Source organism: Pedobacter sp. JY14-1, from assembly GCF_029269825.1.
Lineage (GTDB): Bacteria > Bacteroidota > Bacteroidia > Sphingobacteriales > Sphingobacteriaceae > Pedobacter.
In genome coordinates this window covers 622,852-641,764 of the sequence record NZ_JARJHU010000001.1, presented here as the reverse complement: position 1 = coordinate 641,764, position 18,913 = coordinate 622,852, and the positions used below count along the sequence as shown (strand labels likewise).

General features: G+C 49.8%; 15 protein-coding genes. 10 read left to right on the top strand and 5 right to left on the bottom strand.

All coding sequences use genetic code 11. The features are described 5' to 3' along the window. The first annotated feature begins 37 nt into the window (after positions 1 to 37). The 3 genes from P2W84_RS02775 (at position 38) to trxA (ending at position 3,057) form a co-directional block, all read left to right on the top strand. Positions 38 to 2,146, top strand: a complete 2,109-nt coding sequence (locus P2W84_RS02775; protein ID WP_276088577.1) for a glycoside hydrolase domain-containing protein — start codon at positions 38 to 40, stop codon at positions 2,144 to 2,146. A 34-nt stretch (positions 2,147 to 2,180) separates the two neighbouring features. After that, on the top strand, positions 2,181 to 2,657 hold the full coding sequence (locus P2W84_RS02770; RefSeq protein ID WP_276088576.1) for an OsmC family protein: 477 nt from the start codon (positions 2,181 to 2,183) through the stop codon (positions 2,655 to 2,657). Positions 2,658 to 2,760: 103 nt separating this feature from the next. Then, positions 2,761 to 3,057, top strand: a complete 297-nt coding sequence (gene trxA / locus P2W84_RS02765) for a thioredoxin (protein ID WP_276088575.1) — start codon at positions 2,761 to 2,763, stop codon at positions 3,055 to 3,057. Positions 3,058 to 3,139: 82 nt separating this feature from the next. On the opposite strand, the gene P2W84_RS02760 is transcribed toward trxA, so the two are convergent. Further along, the gene (locus P2W84_RS02760; protein WP_276088574.1) at positions 3,140 to 3,937 is read right to left on the bottom strand and encodes a DUF1080 domain-containing protein; all 798 of its coding nucleotides are present in this window, start codon (positions 3,935 to 3,937) and stop codon (positions 3,140 to 3,142) included. A gap of 82 nt (positions 3,938 to 4,019) precedes the next feature. Here P2W84_RS02760 and P2W84_RS02755 point away from each other — a divergent pair, with 82 nt between their 5' ends. Beyond that, on the top strand, positions 4,020 to 4,448 hold the full coding sequence (locus tag P2W84_RS02755) for an acyl-CoA thioesterase (RefSeq protein WP_276088573.1): 429 nt from the start codon (positions 4,020 to 4,022) through the stop codon (positions 4,446 to 4,448). Between the two features lie 66 nt (positions 4,449 to 4,514). Here P2W84_RS02755 and xylA read toward each other — a convergent pair whose 3' ends face one another. Together xylA and P2W84_RS02745 are read right to left on the bottom strand one after the other, a co-directional pair. Further along, positions 4,515 to 5,840 carry a xylose isomerase gene (gene xylA / locus P2W84_RS02750; protein WP_276088572.1) on the bottom strand — a complete coding sequence of 442 codons (1,326 nt, stop codon included), beginning with the start codon at positions 5,838 to 5,840 and terminating at the stop codon, positions 4,515 to 4,517. 32 nt (positions 5,841 to 5,872) lie between these two features. After that, positions 5,873 to 7,348: an FGGY family carbohydrate kinase gene (locus P2W84_RS02745; RefSeq protein ID WP_276088571.1), complete on the bottom strand. Its 1,476-nt coding sequence runs from the start codon at positions 7,346 to 7,348 to the stop codon at positions 5,873 to 5,875. Between the two features lie 94 nt (positions 7,349 to 7,442). Here P2W84_RS02745 and P2W84_RS02740 point away from each other — a divergent pair, with 94 nt between their 5' ends. The 6 genes from P2W84_RS02740 (at position 7,443) to P2W84_RS02715 (ending at position 15,281) form a co-directional block, all read left to right on the top strand. Beyond that, positions 7,443 to 8,477 carry a LacI family DNA-binding transcriptional regulator gene (locus tag P2W84_RS02740; protein ID WP_276088570.1) on the top strand — a complete coding sequence of 345 codons (1,035 nt, stop codon included), beginning with the start codon at positions 7,443 to 7,445 and terminating at the stop codon, positions 8,475 to 8,477. Positions 8,478 to 8,542: 65 nt separating this feature from the next. Then, on the top strand, positions 8,543 to 9,793 hold the full coding sequence (fabF, locus tag P2W84_RS02735; RefSeq protein WP_276088569.1) for a beta-ketoacyl-ACP synthase II: 1,251 nt from the start codon (positions 8,543 to 8,545) through the stop codon (positions 9,791 to 9,793). Positions 9,794 to 9,897: 104 nt separating this feature from the next. Then, entirely contained in the window at positions 9,898 to 11,526 is a 1,629-nt protein-coding gene (locus P2W84_RS02730) for a carboxyl transferase domain-containing protein (protein ID WP_276088568.1), read from the top strand. A 110-nt stretch (positions 11,527 to 11,636) separates the two neighbouring features. Further along, positions 11,637 to 12,599 carry a thioredoxin-disulfide reductase gene (gene trxB, locus P2W84_RS02725; protein ID WP_276088567.1) on the top strand — a complete coding sequence of 321 codons (963 nt, stop codon included), beginning with the start codon at positions 11,637 to 11,639 and terminating at the stop codon, positions 12,597 to 12,599. 133 nt (positions 12,600 to 12,732) lie between these two features. Further along, positions 12,733 to 14,634 carry a family 20 glycosylhydrolase gene (locus P2W84_RS02720; RefSeq protein ID WP_276088566.1) on the top strand — a complete coding sequence of 634 codons (1,902 nt, stop codon included), beginning with the start codon at positions 12,733 to 12,735 and terminating at the stop codon, positions 14,632 to 14,634. Between the two features lie 23 nt (positions 14,635 to 14,657). Beyond that, entirely contained in the window at positions 14,658 to 15,281 is a 624-nt protein-coding gene (locus P2W84_RS02715) for a hypothetical protein (protein WP_276088565.1), read from the top strand. Positions 15,282 to 15,283: 2 nt separating this feature from the next. Here the strand turns inward: P2W84_RS02715 and P2W84_RS02710 are convergent, their stop codons facing one another. Both P2W84_RS02710 and P2W84_RS02705 read right to left on the bottom strand, forming a co-directional pair. Next, the gene (locus P2W84_RS02710) at positions 15,284 to 15,916 is read right to left on the bottom strand and encodes a response regulator transcription factor (protein ID WP_276088564.1); all 633 of its coding nucleotides are present in this window, start codon (positions 15,914 to 15,916) and stop codon (positions 15,284 to 15,286) included. Continuing rightward, positions 15,909 to 18,776, bottom strand: coding sequence for a sensor histidine kinase (locus P2W84_RS02705; protein WP_276088563.1), 2,868 nt, complete (start codon positions 18,774 to 18,776; stop codon positions 15,909 to 15,911). Before P2W84_RS02705 ends, P2W84_RS02710 begins: the two co-directional genes overlap by 8 nt. Positions 18,777 to 18,913: the final 137 nt, after the last annotated feature.

Genomic DNA, 18,913 nt, shown 5'->3' with positions numbered 1-18,913 from the left:
GCGGGAGTTTTAGATTTATACACCAATCCACACCCACATGAAGTTAAAGTTTCTGCTTGCCACTTGTATAGGGCTCAGCTACGCGACCGTATTTGCACAACGTCCTGCCATGATCGGGCAACCTGCTATGGTTGACCGAAGCCTGAATGCTAAAGTGAATGTCTTTCTGGGTAGTTCGGGTGACCACGGACAAATGTCTCCTGCCGCAAGTTATCCATTTAGTATGCTGAGTATCGGGCCGCAGACTTATCCCAATACGCACACAGGCTATGAATACAATGCCAGGGAATTTATAGGTTTTACGCACAACCGATTTGAAGGCGTAGGGTGTATGGGAAGTGGCGGAAATTTATTTATCAAACCTTTTCTGGGCAAGACAGATGACAATGCTACCCTGATCAGGGTGAAGCAGAATGCCGGACCTGGCTATTACGGAGCCAGTTTTGGGAACGGCATCAGTGCGGAAATGGCAGTTTATCAGAATGAAGGCCGGCACCGCTACCGTTTTCCGAAAGGAGCGAAGGGCTTTACACTGGACCTGGGGTATTCCTTCAACGGAGGATTTGTCGGGGAAGAACACAGTACTTCCGGTGTGTCGCTGAGCGGTTCGATCAGTTCAAAGACGACCTGCCATGCGGGAGTTTACAAATTGTATTATTATCTCGAGTTCAGCAGGCCGGTAACCTGGGAGAAAACCTCGGATCACCGCTTGATCGCGAGGGTAGGAGATGGGACGGAGAAGGATAATCATGTGGATGAGGTCGAGGTCCGGGTGAGTTTTTCATCGACCAGTATCGCCTATGCGAGGCAGAACCTAAGCAAAATGAATTATGAGGAACTGAGGACACAAAGTGAAAAGGGTTGGGCCGGACACCTCGGACGGATCAGGGTAAAAGGGGATCCTGAACGGGAAAAACTGTTTTATTCATTGCTCTACAGGGCTATTCAGTCACCTTATCAGGTGTCAGAGCCGGATGGTGTATATCGTGCGATTGACGGGAGCCTGCAAAGATATCAGGGTATGATCTATAACGGCTGGGCCATATGGGACAATTACCGTACACAACTGCCATTGTTATCTGTGGCCTATCCGGAGCGTTACGGGGATATTGCCTATTCTGTAGCCAACCTGTATAAATATGGCAAGAAGGACTATGCGACGAAAACAGAGCCTACGCCAACCGTAAGGACGGAGCATGCCGTAGTGGTTGTGCTGGATGCGATGCGAAAAGGCTATAAGATCGATGCAGCATCGATTGTGGACTCACTGATCAAAGAGGTGGACAGGCTGGATTTCGGCCAGCCGGACAAAGCACTGGAATCCTCTTATGATACCTGGGCCTTGTCAGAGATACTGGGCTTGCTGGGTAAAAAAGAACTAAGCGCAAAATACCTGGCAAAGGCGCTGGAATATAAGAATTACTGGAACAAGGATTTTAAGGATATCGGCAAAAGTGATGTGGACCGTATGCAGGCCCGTAAATTATATCAGGGAACGATCTGGCAGTACCGCTGGTTTGTGCCCTTCGACATCAAGGGGCTGATCGCACTCACCGGGGGTGAGCAAACCTATTTGTCACAACTGGATTATTTCTTTAAAAATGACCTGTATAACCATGCAAATGAGCCCGATCTTCAGGTGCCGGGGATGTATAACCCTACTGCTGAGGCCTGGAAATCGCAGAAACTGATGCACAACTATGCGGTAGATACGGTCGTGCAGTATTATTTTAACGACAACAGCAGGGGTATAGACCCCTTTGTAGACAGGATATACAAGAATGAACCGAAGGCTTATGTGCGCACGATGGACGACGACGCGGGTGCAATGTCGTCCTGGTTTGTCCTGACCGCAGCCGGCATTTCCCCGGCTTGTGTAGGCTGGCCGGTCTACTACCTGAACGTGCCCTTGTTTGAGTCGCTGGAGTTCAACTGGCAGGGCGGAAAGAAGCTGAAAGTTACAGTGAAGGACTTCTCTGACCGGAACATTTACATTAAAGAGGTCAGGTTGAACGGTAAGAAGCTGGAGCGAAACTGGCTGAGGCAGGAGGAGATCATGAATGGCGGTACGCTGGAATTTGTGGCATCCGACCGTCCGTTTATACCAGGGGAATTATGGATGACGGATTTGGAGAAGAAGCATTGATTCGTTATATTGGAGTAATCAAGTATAGCGCGTTATGACTAAGGCACATCAGTATCAGACAAATTTGGTATGGACCGGCAACAAAGGCTCGGGCACCATGGACTACCGTTCTTATGACAGAAGTTATGTGATTTCAGTGAGCCATAAACCGGATATCCTGGGCTCTTCAGATTCGGCTTTCATGGGCGATAAGGGCAGGTATAACCCGGAAGACCTGCTGGTGTCTTCACTTTCATCCTGCCATATGCTCTGGTACCTGCACCTGTGCTCGCAAAATGGGATCATCGTGCTGGATTATAAGGATACTGCGATCGGGCGGATGACGGAAAAGGATGATGGTAGCGGCCATTTTACGGAGGTGGTGCTGAACCCCATTGTGACCATCAATCGTGCTGAGGATATTGAAAGGGCGATTGCGCTGCATGAACAGGCGAATAAGATGTGCTTTATCGCCAATTCCTGTAATTTTCCGGTGCGGCATGAAGCACAGTGCCTGATTGAAAAGAGCTAGTGGTCTCTTTTACCTGGCAGGATAGTTGCGGCAGTGCAGATGGAGTATGAACCGGTACGGTAAGATACCGCAAATCAGTCACGAATGTAAATAGCATAGTATTATGGCAACTTTTAAGGAGATCATCAGTTCAGATAAACCGGTTTTGGTAGATTTTTCGGCAGAATGGTGCGGACCCTGTAAAATGATGGCACCGATCCTTCAGCAACTAAAGGGGATGATCGGTGAAACGGCAACTATTTTGAAAGTGGATGTGGATAAAAACCCGCAGGTTTCCCGGCAATATAATATTCAGGGCGTACCTACGCTGATCTTATTTAAGAATGGAGCGATAAAGTGGCGGCAGAGCGGTGTAATTCAGGCAAGTCAGCTGAAAAGTATTGTCGAAGGTGTTTTGTAGTCAGGTGTACACCCTGTTGGCCTGAATAATTGCGGCGTCATTCCGGTATTGCCTGAAATGACGCCGCATATGGACGGCAGGATTATAATTCCCTTACCCAGATGTTGCGGAAGCTCACCGGCTCGCTTGGGTCGCCATGAGATTGCAGCTTGATAGGTGAGGCTCCATGTGCCTGACGATAGGCCGGTTCACCGATATATTGGGTTGGACCTTTCAATTCAACATTGTTCTGTACCAGTACACCGTTGAACAATACGGTTACTTTTGCAGGCGTCTTGACGCTGTTGTCGGCATTGAAGGTAGGGGCGGTCCAGACGATATCGTAAGAGTTCCATTCTCCTGGTTTATTGGTCGGGTTAGCCAGGGGTACAAACTGCTTGTAGATACTGGCGGCCTGTCCGTTGGTATAGGTGTCATTCTGGTAAGAATCGAGGATCTGCAGTTCGTAACCTGCATCGCCTTTGCCGATAGAAGCCAGAAATAATCCGCTGTTACCGCGGCCCTGACCTTTGCCGGTGACATTTGCAGGTACCTGCCATTCGATATGCAGTTGATAGTTCAGAAAGGATTGTTTGGTCTCGATATTGCCGCCGCCGGTTTTTTTGTTGACGGTGAACACACCTTTGCCCAGGGTCCATTTTGCAGGCTGGTCACGGTTCTCGACACTTACCCATTGGCTTAAGTCCTTGCCGTCGAACAGCACAATGGCATCTGAGGGGGCGGGGGTGGTTACGGCTTTAGCCTGTACTACCTTCGGTACCGGTGAATAGACTTCAGTGTCTTCGGGTTTGGTCTTTTCCTGGGCACTGGCTTGTACATTGGCCAGGATAAGACCACTGGCGGTAAGCGCTGTGGTCATTAATAACTTATTCAAGTTCATTTCGTGGTAAAATTTAGTTTAATCTGGCTTTAAAGGTAGGGTATTCAGTGCATTAATCAAAAGGCTGTAGCTATATTTGGATATGAAACTACAGGCTGAACCCATTATCCTGCGCTGGTCTGACCTGGACCCGAATTTTCATATGCGGCACAGCAGTTATTACGACCTGGCTTCCCAGCACCGCATCAATGTGCTGCACCGTTACGGGGTAACCCTGGAAGTGATGGAGCGGGAGCATTTTGCACCGGTGCTTTTCCGGGAGGAATGTGTTTTTATGCGGGAGATCCGGCCGGGGGATGTGGTGTATATAGATTTCGAATTTACGCAGGTGAGCGAAGACCGCTCGAAATGGACGATTGTACATGAGTTTAAGGATGAGCGCGGGAAGATTAAGGCGAGACTTACCGTGGAGGGCGCCTGGATCGATACGAAACTCAGGAAGCTGGTCCGTCCGGTGCCGCAGGTTATTTCGGATGCTTTTGCGGCAATGCAGTTGCAGGATGGCGAATAAAAAAGGAGCAGACCCTATGATCTGCTCCTTATCGGAAAATGTCTGATCAAAACCTGAACCGTCCGATCAGATATACCAGTTGATGAGGTTCTCCAGGTATTCCTGGCGACCGGAAATGGTCTTAGGTTCTCCGTTCGCGATAGCGAAGTCCCTGAGGTCTTCCAGGCTCAGTTTACCCGATTCGAAATCTTTACCGGCACCGGCGTCATATGACGCGTAGCGGTCAGCACGGATCTTTTTGTATTCAGACTTCTTCAGGATGTTATCTGCGATGATGAGCGCCCGGGCAAAGTTGTCCATACCGCCGATATGTGCGTGGAACAGATCTGCGGGATCGGTTGAATTCCTGCGGATCTTGGCGTCGAAATTGATGCCGCCAGTTTTGAAGCCGCCTGCTTCAAGGATGATCAGCATGGATTCTACCAGCTCGTTGAGATTGGTCGGGAACTGATCGGTGTCCCATCCGTTTTGCGAGTCGCCGCGGTTGGCATCGATGGATCCCAGCATGCCGGCATCGGCAGCCACTTGCAGCTCGTGCTGGAAAGTGTGGCCCGCCAGGGTGGCATGGTTTACTTCCAGGTTCAGTTTGAAATCGTTCAGCAAGTCGTACTGACGCAGGAAACCAAGCACGGTGGCTGCATCGTAGTCATACTGATGTTTTGTTGGTTCGCATGGTTTTGGCTCTATGTAAAAAGTGCCTTTGAAACCATTTTTGCGGGCATAATCCTTTGAGGCGTGCAGGAACCTGGCCAGATGCTCCTGTTCGCGTTTCATGTCGGTGTTGAGCAGGCTCATGTAACCCTCGCGTCCGCCCCAGAATACATATCCTTCACCACCCAGGGCAATGGTCGCATCCAAAGCAGCCTTTACCTGCGCCGCGCCGTGGGCAAGCACATGAAAGTCAGGATTGGTGGAAGCACCGTTCATATAACGGGGATGTGAGAACAGGTTTGCTGTACCCCAGAGGAGTTTTATGCCTGTTGCCTGTTGCTTTTGCTTTGCATATTCGGTAAGGGCCTGCAGTCTGCGGTCATTTTCGCTGATGTCATTGGTATAGTCTACAACATCTACATCGTGGAAGCAATAGTAGGGAATATCCATTTTGGTCAGGAACTCAAACGCAGCGTCCATTTTGTCTTTTGCGCGTTCTACTGCATCGCTTTTTTTGTCCCAGGGAAAGATGTGAGTAGGTGCGCCGAACGGATCTGCGCCGTTGCCGCAGAACGAATGCCAGTAAGCGCCGGCAAAACGCAGGTGGTCTTTCAGGGTTTTTCCGGCAACTACTCTTGCAGGATCATACCAGCGGAAAGCTAAGGGATTGTCGGTCTGAGGGCCTTCATATTTGATCTGGCCGATGCCTTTAAAGAATTCGTTTTCGGAGTGTAAAGTCATGATAATAGGTTTTGGTGAATGGTATGATTTAATTAGTTCAATATCTTTTCAAGCAACTGCTTCCATTCCTGGTAAGCGGTTTCAAGGTCGGTACCATCAGGCTCGATGATACCCAGGGGTTTTTTATTGGTGAAGGCTTCTCCTGCATGCTTGTAAATGCCTGCGCCGATACCTGCACCGATGGCTGCACCGTAACTGCCGTCATTGTTATGCAGTTCTACCGGTACGCCGGTAATGTTCACGAAGGAGCGGGTAAATACCTCGCTGAGGAACAGGTTGGAACGCCCTGCCCTGATGATGCCGGGCTGCATGCCGTTTTCGCGCAGGATGTCCAGACCGTACCGGAAGGAAAAGGCAATGCCTTCCTGAACAGCACGGAAGAGATCTGCAGTATGGTGCAGGTTGAGGTCTATATTATGGAAATGTGCGCCTGCAATCTTATTGTTCAGCATACGTTCCGCACCATTGCCGAATGGCAGTACACGCAGACCTTTGCTGCCGGCAGGCGAAGTGGCGCTGAGCTGGTTGATCGTGTCGTATTCCATATTGCCGCCAAATTGTGATTTTGCCCAGCGGTACATACTTCCGGTGCCGTTGATGCAGAGCAGTACGCCAAGACGCGGATCTTCCGCAGTATAGTTGACGTGAGCGAAGGTGTTGACCCTGGACGCCTGGTCACAAAGCAGGTGATCGGTGACGCCGTAGATGACACCGGACGTTCCTGCGGTAGCGGCTACCTCACCGGGCTCGGTTACGTTGAGCGAAAGCGCATTGTTGGGCTGGTCACCTGCCTTATAACTCACAGGTATGCCTGCTTTCAGGCCCAGAAGGGCAGCAGACTGCTGAGTGACATGACCGTGTATGGAAAATACCGGCCTGATACCGGGAATGAGCGAGCGGTCGAAACCATAGTAGCCCATCACATCTTCAGAAAGGTCCTTGCTTTGAAAATCCCAGAAAACTCCCTCAGAAAGTGCGGAGGCACTGGTGCTCGCCTCGCCGGTAAGTTTCAGGGCAATATAATCGCCGGGGAGCATGATCTTATCTGCCTTTGAATAGGTTTCAGGTTCATTTGCCTTCACCCATGCCAGTTTGGATGCCGTAAAATTGCCGGGTGAGTTGAGCAGGTGAGCTAGTGCACGTTCTCTGCCGATGGCCTCAAAAGCCTGATCACCAATGGATACAGCTCTGCTGTCACACCAGATGATGCTGTTACGCAGGCTGTTCTGGTCTTTGTTGACCATGACAAGCCCGTGCATCTGATAGGCTATGCCGATAGCGGTAATGTCCTGTGGATCATAAGCCTTTTTTGCATTACACTGACTGATGGCCTGCTGCACGTGGGCCCACCACATGTCAGGCGATTGCTCAGCCCAGCCAGGCTGGTGTACAATGATCTCTGATTCCTTTTCGGGATAAGTACAAGTGGCCTTCAGCGCGCCGCTGGCAGCGTCGACAATGGAGATTTTAATAGATGATGTACCAACATCAATTCCTAGTAGCAGCATTCAAGTTCATATTTGTTCAGACGAATTTAAATAAATAATTACAATAAGCAATCGATTGCATAATAATTATTTTCACATATTTACAGCTACTAATATGAAGAACCAGAAAAGGACAACGATTTATGACATAGCCCGGAAGCTCAATCTGAATGCGTCGTCTGTATCCAGGGCCTTAAGTAATACCAGTAAGGTAAGTGAGGCGACCAGAAAGCTGATCCTGGATACGGCCAGGGAAATGAACTATCAGCCGAACAGTTTGGCCTCAAACCTGAGAAGAGGTTCTAACCGTACGATTGGCGTAATTGTGCCCAGGATTAACCAGAATTTCTTTGCGGACATTATTGCGGGACTTGAGGAGATTACTTATGAGAACGGGTATAACCTGGTGATCTGCCAGTCGAATGAATCTTATAAGCGTGAGGTGGAATGTGTGAATACGCTGATCAACCAGCAGGTGAACTGCATCGTCATGTCTGTAGCTGCAGAGTTTGAAGATGATGAGCATATCAGGAACATCCAGAAAAACGGGATAAGGCTGATCCAGTTTGACCGGGTGGCAGATGAGCTGGATACGCTGAAGGTATTAAATGATAACAGACAGGCATCTGTGGAGGCGGTTTCTCATCTCGTTGAACAAGGATACCGGCGGATAGCACTCCTGGAAGGGCCGCAAAACCTGAATATCTTCAGGCAGCGCAAGGAGGGCTACCTGCAGGCTTTAGCTGAGCATGGTATTGAAGTGCGGCCAGAGCTGATGAAAGTCAATGCCTGGACCCAGGAACTGAGCGCGGAAGCGACGCGTGAACTGCTGGCCCTGTCTGACCCGCCGGATGCCATATTCGCGTCGACCTCTGATTTTTCTGCCCTGGGCGTATTGCAGGTGGCTACGGAACTCGGTCTGACGGTGCCGGACCAGCTGGGGATATGCGGTTATTCCAATGAGGCATTTACAGAAATCACCAATCCTTCGATTACTACGATAGACCAGCATAGTGTGGAGATGGGAAATGCCATTGCGAGGCTTTATTTCAGGGAAGCAAAGCTGGATGCAACAGCGTCGGGACCTAAGACCATCACGATAAAACCTCAGCTGATTATCAGGGAATCAAGCAGCAGGCATAAGTTCTGAAAAAAACAACTACTTTTGTGGCCCGCATAGCTATTGCGGATTTGTAAAGGATAAATTCATCAGATATGAAAAGAGTAGTAGTGACAGGTCTTGGTGCCGTGACCCCCTTGGGGAACACGGTAGCGGAATTTTGGACGAACATCGTAGCCGGAAAAAGTGGTGTAGGTGCGATCACGAAATTTGATGCCACTAAGTTTAAAACTAATTTTGCGGCAGAAGTAAGAGGCTTTGACCCCGAAGCATATATTGATAAAAAAGAACTGAAGAAATACGACCTGTATACACAATATGCCATTGCGGCAAGTGACCAGGCCATTAAAGATGCCGGACTTGACTTTGCGCAGATGCCTGAGGAGGAACGCTACGAGGTTGGGGTGATCTGGGCGTCGGGTAACGGTGGGATCGGAACGTTTGAACAGCAACTGAGGGAATTTCATTCGGGTGACGGAACGCCAAGGTTCAGTCCATATTTTATTCCCAAGATGATCGTCGACATTGCCGCAGGAGTTATTTCGATCCGGCACAAGCTACATGGTCCTAACTATGCAACGGTTTCCGCCTGCGCATCATCAAATACGGCGATTATCAGTGCGTTTGATACGATCCGCATGGGCAAGGCGACCATTATGGTGGCAGGAGGCTCGGAAGCGGCGATCACAGAGGCTTCTGTAGGCGGTTTTAATGCTGCTCAGGCACTTTCTAAGCGAAACGATGATCCTGAAGGTGCTTCCCGGCCTTTTGATCCGACAAGGGATGGTTTCGTGATCGGCGAGGGTGCCGGCGCGTTGATCCTGGAAGAATATGAGCATGCTGTGGCCCGCGGAGCGCAGATTTATGCGGAAATGGTAGGTGGTGGTATGGCTGCGGATGCCTATCACCTGACAGGTACTCCTCCCGATGGCCTGGGGGCTTCTCTGGGTATCCGCAGGGCATTGAAAGATGCGGGTATCGAAGCTGATAAGATTGACTATATCAATGCACATGCGACATCGACCGGACTGGGCGATATTGGTGAGCTGAACGGAATAAAGAAGATATTTGGTGATTTGCCGGTAAAGATCAGTGCAACGAAGTCGATGACCGGCCACCTGCTGGGCGGTGCGGGTGCGATTGAAAGCGTGATCAGTGTGCTTTCGGCAAAAAATGACATGATCCCGGCCACGATCAATACGAAAGAACTGGACCCCGGGATTCCGGAAGGGTTGGATATCGTACTGGGTGAATCGCTGCAAACGCCTGTGAATTATGTGCTGAACAATACCTTTGGCTTTGGGGGACATACGGCAACTTCCATATTCAAAAAATATACACCTTAGCATTAAGGCTGGAAATGTTTTTATTAGGGCGCTTCGGCGCCCTTTTTTGTACCGAAGCCTGTATCGGAATTTGTTGCGTTAGAAAATTGCCTTAACTTCAGGCGATGGACTTAGCATTCAATAAAAACGAAGATTTCAATAAGCAGTCGGTCTATGAACTGAAGACGAGGCTGAAAAAGATATATGCAGGCGGCGGTGAAAAGAGTGCAGCCCGGCAAAAGGAAAGAGGGAAGATGCTGGCACGCGAGCGCATTGCTTACCTGATTGACAAGGACAGTGATTTTCTGGAAGTAGGGGCTTTTGCTGCTGATGGCATGTATGCAGAACATGGCGGATGCCCCTCGGCGGGGGTAGTATGTGGTATCGGGTATGTATCCGGGCGGCAGTGCATGATCGTGGCCAATGATGCGACGGTAAAGGCGGGTGCCTGGTTTCCCATGACGGCCAAAAAGAACTTACGGGCCCAGGAGATTGCCTTGGAGAACAGGCTCCCGGTAATCTATCTGGTGGACAGTGCCGGGGTTTACCTCCCGCTGCAGGACGAGATTTTTCCGGACAAGGAACATTTTGGCCGGATATTCAGGAACAATGCGGTAATGTCTTCGGAGGGAATTGTGCAGATTGCAGCCATTATGGGTTCTTGTGTGGCGGGAGGCGCATACCTGCCGATCATGAGCGATGAGGCGATGATCGTCGACGGCACGGGTTCTGTTTTTCTTGCAGGGTCTTACCTGGTGAAATCGGCGATAGGTGAGGACGTGGACAACGAGACTTTGGGCGGGGCTACGACGCATTGCGAAATTTCGGGAGTGACAGATTATAAACACGCTAGTGATCAGGATTGCCTGGACAGTATCAGGAACATCATGAGCAAACTGGGGGCACCGGAGCAGGCGGGATTTGATCGCATAAAAGCGGTATTGCCCAGGCTGGAGCAGGAAGAAATTTACGGCATATTGCCCGACAGCCGTGAAAAGCCCTTTGATACTATGGATATTATATTGAGGCTGCTGGATGGTTCTGATTTTGAGGAATATAAACAGGGTTACGGCCAGAGCCTGATCTGTGGCCTGGGCCGCGTTGATGGCTGGGCTGTGGGCATCGTGGCCAACCAGCGCAAGGTGGTCAGGTCTAAGAAAGGGGAGATGCAGTTTGGCGGTGTAATTTATTCCGATAGCGCAGATAAGGCGGCCCGCTTCATCATGAACTGTAACCAGAAAAAGATACCACTCGTGTTTTTACAGGATGTGACCGGCTTTATGGTCGGGAGCCGGTCAGAACAGGGCGGTATCATCAAGGATGGGGCAAAAATGGTGAATGCTGTAGCCAATTCGGTGGTGCCGAAGTTTACGATCGTTATCGGTAATTCATACGGGGCGGGCAACTATGCGATGTGCGGTAAGGCATATGATCCGAGGCTTATTTATGCCTGGCCGAGTGCAAAGATCGCGGTAATGGGCGGGGCGCAGGCGGCAAAGGTATTGCTGCAGATACAGCAGGCTTCAGTGAAGTCTTCGGGTGCGGCACCTGCACCTGACCAGGAGGCCGCCTTGCTGAAGGAAATCACGGAAAGCTATGACCACCAGACTACCCCGTATTACGCTGCATCCAGGCTGTGGGTGGATGGGATAATTGACCCGCTGGAGACGCGTAAGGTGATCTCGATGGGGATACAGGCAGCCAACCAGTCGCCTGTGAAGAAGCCTTTTAATGTTGGTGTGATCCAGACCTGACGCCGGCCCGCAGCGTTTATAATCGCTGTATCACAATTATGGCTGAAGGGTGTGCCCTGGTTGTAAGGTTTGCAGATAAAGCGTAAATTTGCTGTATAATAAATTAAGATATGTCACAAGAAACAGAACACGTTCAGTGTTTGATCATAGGTTCCGGTCCTGCTGGTTATACGGCTGCAATTTATGCGGCACGTGCCGACCTGAAGCCGGTTATGTATACGGGTATGCAGCCCGGAGGGCAACTGACGCAGACTACAGAAGTAGATAATTTTCCCGGATATCCCGGGGGCATTACCGGCCCTGAGATGATGGAAGACTTCCGTAAGCAGGCGGAGCGGTTCGGGACGGATGTACGCTTTGGCTATGTGAGCTCGGTGGATTTTTCTTCATTGCCGCATAAAGTAGTGGTGGACGAGATCAAGACGATTACTGCTGATACGGTGATCATTTCTACGGGTGCGACCGCCAAATGGCTGGGACTGCCAAGTGAGCAGCAGTACAATGGCTTCGGCGTTTCTGCCTGTGCGGTATGCGACGGTTTCTTCTTTAAGGGACAGGATGTGGCGATCGTAGGTGCAGGCGATACTGCAGCCGAGGAGGCGACTTACCTGGCCAAGCTTTGCAGAAAGGTCTATATGCTGGTGCGCAGGGACGAGTTCAGGGCTTCGAAGGCGATGGTACACCGTGTACTGAATACGCCCAACATCGAAGTGATCTATAATACTGAGGCGAAGGAGATACTGGGCAACGGTAAGAATGTAACGGGTATCCGCGCACTGAACAATCAGACGGGTGTGGAAACAGATATTCCGGTAGAAGGTTTCTTCGTGGCGATCGGCCATAAGCCCAATACGGATATTTTCCAGGGCTGGCTGGATATGGACGAGACTGGTTATCTGAAAACGGTGCCTGGATCTACAAAGACCAATATCGAAGGTGTTTTTGCCTGTGGTGACGTACAGGACCATTACTACAGGCAGGCGATTACTGCTGCCGGATCAGGCTGTATGGCAGCGCTGGATGCAGAACGCTACCTGGCCGCTAAGGAAGATCACGTTAATGTGCTCTCCTGAATGATCATTGAACTTTTAATAATTTGCAGTGGAAAGCGGGCCTTCAGGCCCGCTTTTTTTTGCCGTTTGATGCGATATTTTTATATTGGGACGTTAATAACGTATGGAACAAACCAAGTATTCAGAATAAGATATGAAGAGAATCTTCACGTTTTCATTATGTATATGCCTGGCTACGGGTGTTTTAGCCCAGGCTGATGCCAATCTGGGTATTATCCCGGCCCCGGTATCGGTGAGCAGGAAGCCCGGAACCTTTAAATTAGATAAAACTGTAGTGCTGGTTTCCGCAGATCCGGCTAATGCCGCAATAGCTGATCTGCTGAATGCATCTGTAGTCAGCAAGGGCGGTTTTTCTTTAAGGGAGGCGAAGAAGGCCGGGACCTCTGAGAAGGCCATTGTGCTGAGTTCCTCAGGAGCTGAGCAGTTGCCTGCAGAGGGATACCGTATTTCGGTGAATGACAAAAAGATTATGCTGACTGGAAAAGGTGCCGGCCTCTTTTATGCGGTGCAGTCTTTTATCCAGATGCTGCCGGAAAAGCAGAACGGACAATTGCTGCTGAGCGGAGCAGAGATCAATGATTATCCACGCTTTAAATATCGGGGATTGCACCTGGATGTATGCCGGAATATGTTTCCGGTGGCCTTTATCAAGAAGTACATTGATATGCTTGCCCAATATAAACTGAATACTTTTCACTGGCATCTGACCGATGACCAGGGCTGGCGTATCGAAATTAAAAAATATCCTAAGCTGACTACAACAGGTGCTTCCCGTAACGGGACGATTATTGGTCACCATCCGGGAGTGGGTAATGACAATGTGGTATACAAAGGATATTACACGCAGGATGAGGTGAAGGAAGTAGTTGCTTACGCGGCTGCCAGATTTGTAAACGTAGTACCGGAAATCGAGATGCCCGGCCATGCTTCTGCTGCAATTGCCGCTTACCCGGAATTGAGCTGCTTTCCTGACCAGGATACCTTTGTCGATGCGAAAACACCCTGGGCGGGAACGCGTAAGGGAAAGCTGGTACAGCAGACCTGGGGTGTCTTTGATGATGTATTTGTGCCTTCTGAGCATACCTTTAAGTTTCTGGAGAATGTACTTGACGAGGTGATTGCTTTGTTCCCCTCAAAGTACATTCATGTTGGCGGAGATGAAAGTCCGAAGGCCTATTGGGAAAAGAGTACTTTCTGCCAGGATCTGATCAGGAAACTGGGATTAAAGGATATGCATGAATTGCAGAGTTACTTTATTCAGCGTATGGAAAAATACATCAATGGGAAGGGCCGTTCAATCATTGGCTGGGATGAAATACTGGAGGGAGGGTTGGCGCCAAATGCAACGGTGATGTCCTGGAGGGGAACTGAGGGAGGAATTGCGGCTGCAAAGCAGAACCATGATGTGATTATGACCCCCGGACCGGCAGGTTTGTATTTCGACCATGCACAATCGCAGTCTGCAGATGAGCCGACCAATATCGGTGGTTTTTCTAATTATACTAAGGTGTATGCCTATGACCCGGTTCCTGAAGAGCTGAGCGCTGATCAGAAAAAATATGTGATCGGGGTGCAGGCAAATATCTGGACGGAATACATCCAGACACCGGTAAAAGCAGAGTATTTCTTGTTTCCAAGGATGTTTGCCTTGTCTGAGATCGCCTGGACTCCGGTTACACGCAAGGACCTGAAGAATTTCTCTGAAGACCGGTTGCCTTTACACCTGGCGCGCCTGGATAAAGCAGGGATTAACTACTGGGTGCCGGTTCCTGCCGGCCTGGAACAAAAAGTCATGAACGGTGAAGATTTTAGTATTGAGCTGAAAGCCCCGCTTCGGGGTGCCAGGGTATTTTATACGCTTGATGGTACCAGGCCTTCTGAAAATGCTGCGATGGTGAATGGTCCGGTCAGGGTGAGTGTGGCCAAGGGTCAGAAACTATTGCTGAAAACGATGGTAATTACGCCCGGGGGCAGGAGGAGTGTGGTAACGGAAACCATCCTTAATAACGGAGCGCCCGATGTAAAAACTAAATAAAGACAAAATAGCTGACTGACAATATGAAAGGGTTTAAAAAGTTCATCTGGCAAACCATGGCGTTATCTGTAGTAGTACTATCCGGATCCTGTGGCAGTAACGAAAAAGAACCGTCAGAAGCGGGTAAGCAGGCGGTGTCTGCGGGCACGGAAAAGCCTTCTGCCCCTTTTTCATTCTACAGGAATATAGAGATCAGGCCGGGGATCAGTTTCGAAGTGCTGAGCTGGGGAAAAGGAGTGGACAGTATCGGGGGCTACCTGATCCTGATGTCTGATACGCTAAAGAACAATTACCGTTCGCTTTCCGCAGAACGCGAGGGTGTGCTTACGGATGCCTGGAATATGGATCTGGACAATGACGGCAACCCGGAAATTTATTTACAATTGCAGAGCGATAAGAATAAGTCTGACCTGAATGTTTATGAATATTCAGGAGGAGGTTTCAATAAAATCACTTTTCCCGGCCTTGGCAACCTGAAGAAGAATTATGCAGGTGGTGACAGCTATACCCTGAAAGATGGGGAATTGTTCAGAAGCTTTCCCTTAGTGAACCCAAAGGACAGTACGGAGAAAGCGGGGGAGAAGGTTACTGTGCAATACAGACTGAACGGGAATGACTTCTCGGTCGCCAGGGTAAAAATGCCCTGATTTCAGATCAGCTTTTGCTTCCTGGCGACGGTAATGGCATCTGCTCTGGAATTTACGTTTAGTTTGGTATAAATGTGTTTGATATGCGTTTTTACAGTCTCAACGTTGATAAACAGCTCCTCTGAGATCCGGTTCCGGTCTTTTCCCTTTGCTACAAGGTCCAGTATCTGTGTCTCGCGTCTGGTAAGCGGTGAATCGGAATTTTTTTGCATGGACCGGATCACTTTTCTCGAAACTTCCGGGCTCATAGGCCCTCCGCCATTGAGTACTTCATCTATGGCCGCGATGACCCTGGATGAGGGTGTATTTTTCGTAAAATAGCCTGAGGCGCCGTTGGCCAGCGCTTCCAGGATCACTTCTTCATTTTCAAAGACGGTGAGCATGATGATATATGCTGAAGGAAGCAGCTTCCTGAGCTGTGGAAGTGCATCGGTCCCGCTGGTGCCCGGCAACCGGATGTCGAGGATGATGACATCGGGCATATCTTTCTGTATCTTTTGCTTTGCCCTGTCAAAGGACGGATAGGTGCTGATCACCTGATGAGGAGAATTATGGCTGATCAGGTAGGCATAGCTTTCCCTGATGGTTTCATCATCTTCGATGATCACAATGCGTGCTGTGGTATGGTTATGCATTTTGCTGTTGTGAGCGGGTGGAAAATTGAATGGCCAGGCTCAGGCTGGTACCATTTTTACCGGAGCTGATCTGTAACCTGGCCCCGATACGCGAGGCTCTGATACGCATATTATTGATGCCGTGTCCATCGCGGGATTTTTCGGTGTCGAAGCCCTGGCCGTCATCCTGCAAGGTGATCAGCAGGGTGTCTCCGGACATACCTGCGGTATATAAAACCATTTGCGGCCGGGCATGTTTCAGTGCATTGTGCATGGCTTCCTTGAGGATCATCAGGATATTCCGGCTCATGGAAAGTGAAAGCCTGGAGTTCCCTGTAACTGAGATCCTGGAAGAGAAACAAATCGTTGTATCGTTGAAGAGCTCATCTCCGAATCCGGCAATGTGGCTGAGCAACTGCGAAAGTGTATCGTTCTTTGGGTTGAGTGACCAAAGCATATCCCTGGTTCCCGAATAGAGCTCGCCGATATTCGTGTTGATTTTTTCCAGGATTCTTCTTTTTTCAGTTTCCTCCGGTCCGATCATGCTGGTCAGTACTTCTGACAGCACAGTGATCCTGGTGAGCTTGTTGCCCAGGTCATCATGAAAATCTTCGGCGGTCTGTTTACGTATATTGAACTGTTCTTCCAGCTTGATCTTTAGCCTCAACCGGCGCCGGCGCTCCTTCAGTGAAATGATCACATAGACCGAAGCCCCGATGACCAGAAGTGCCAGCAAGAGCAGCAGCAACCGGAATGGTGTCGTCTGATAATAGGGGGGTGCGATCTCAAAGGTATATCCGGCAGTTGCGGAGTATGTTCCTTCGCCGGTCAGGGCTCTTACCTGGAAATGATATTTACCTGCCGGCAGTGCTGTGAAGCTGACCGTTTTTCCCGAAGACGGGACGCTGAACTTATCGTCTGCCCCCGCCAGGCTATACTGGTAGCGGAGATCTTCTGTGCCGGACAAGTATACGCCGGTGAAACTGATGGCGAGCTGCTGTTCGCTGTAAGGTATGGAAAGGGAAATGGTATCTCTGATGCGCTTTCCCGAAAGGGTTACCGAATCTATGAATATCCTTGGTCTTGTGGGTTTCGCAGGTAGTTGTCTTCCGGTATAAACGACTGCACCGAGTGTAGTGCCGATCCATATTTTTCCGTTTTCCCGCAGGATAGCATTCTGGTTGCATTCCAATAGCGGAGAGCGGGTATCCTGCCGTACCTGGTAACTCCCTGCATCCAGCCGGTCAATACCCCGACCTGTTCCTGCCCATATCGTTCCCGTTCCGTCGTCCATAAGGCTATAGACATGGTCCGAACTCAGTCCTTTTTTTGTGTTTACGGTGCCGGTCTTCCCGGTAGCCTTGTCCCAGATGACAATTCCGTAATCGGTAGTGCCGAAAAGGATTTTCCCGTTATGTTTAAGCATGCACATAATACCGGATCCTTCCAAAGCTTTTATTCGAAGCGGGTTGTGTTTTTTCATGCCTGTGATCAGGTCAATGCCTTCTGAACTTGCAAAGATGACAGAGTCGCGTCCTGCTTCGAGAAGCGCGCCATCAAAGTTCCTGGAAATGTGGCGGTATTTGCCCGATCGGGGATCGAAAACGAGACAGCCGATATCTGTAGCCAGCCAGATATTGCCCAGCATATCTTCAATGATTCCATTGTAGGCCATCTGCGGCCATCCCCTGTCGATACGGTTGATCTTATATCCGTCGGATTTCCACAGGCCATCTCCCGGAGTTCCGACCCAGATATTGTCTTTATGGTCTTTTAACAGGATATTGACAGGGTTGGTATGGGGGACGGTACCTGGGATATGGACGCTGCGTACAGGTTTACCAGGCCGGTATTCGTACAAGCCCGCTGAAGTCCCCAGCCATACCGATCCTGGCGTATGTCCCTCGGACAAGGCCATTACGATCTGATTTCCGAGGCCTTGTGTCTGATCGTAAATAAGATAACCCGGATCATTAAACTTGTACAGGCCGGCACCGTCTGTACCCAGCCAGACGTTGTCGTCTGTATCGCAAAAGATGTCATTGACCATGTTATCCGTAAACCCATTGCGTGAAGTAAAGTGAACAGCCTCGTGTTCATTCAAACGCCAGGCGCCGTTGCGCGTTCCCAGCCATATCGCACCCTCGGCCGTCTGGGCGATAGCAGATATTCCCCGCGTCGGTCCGGGTACCTGCATTGACAGCTTTTTATCTGTGACCAGGTACAGTCCGTCAGGGGTGACCAACCAGATTCGATGGTGATGGATGCGGTCGATCAGGAACCGGGTAACCTTCAGGTTGTTGATCAGGATATTCAAAGCCGGGGGTTTCCAACGGCTTTGTGCCAGTTCATACAATCCTTTCCCGGCTATCGCGATCCAAAGGTTGCCCGACGGACCTGTGCAAGTAGCGGTGATCTGGCCTTCCGGCAACCCTGATGCCGGAAGCGGCCTTGTCCCTGATAGCCGTGTCAGCTTTTTGCGATAAAGTGTATATATGCTGCCTTTTCCGTCTGTCACGAGTCTGGAGATCCAGGCTTGCTTGTGGCTGTTGTGAAAATCTTTACCATCATATACACTGAGTCCGGATGAGGTTCCGACATATATATTACCTTTCCAGTCTGTTTTTACGGCCATGGCGAAATTGCTCACCAGCCCGTCTGTCCTGGTAAAGTTGCGGAAATCCTTTCCGTCGAACATACTTAACCCACCCAGTGCCGTGGTCCATAACCTTCCGTTGATATCCTGGGTGATTGAAGTAATTTGTGACTGTACCAGTCCATGCCGTATGTCGTATTGCTGGAAGTCGTAACGCTGTGCCATACCTGCGCCGGTGACCAGACAGAGCATTACCACGATACGATATTTTAAGATATTTTTCACAATACAGCACAGGCTACAGTTACGTTAACCGGGTAAATATATTGATTAAGATACGACTAAAAATAACCCTTTGAAGGGGATATTGGGCATTTCCGGAAATATACCCCGGCAGGGGGGAAGAAAGCTCAGATGTGGCC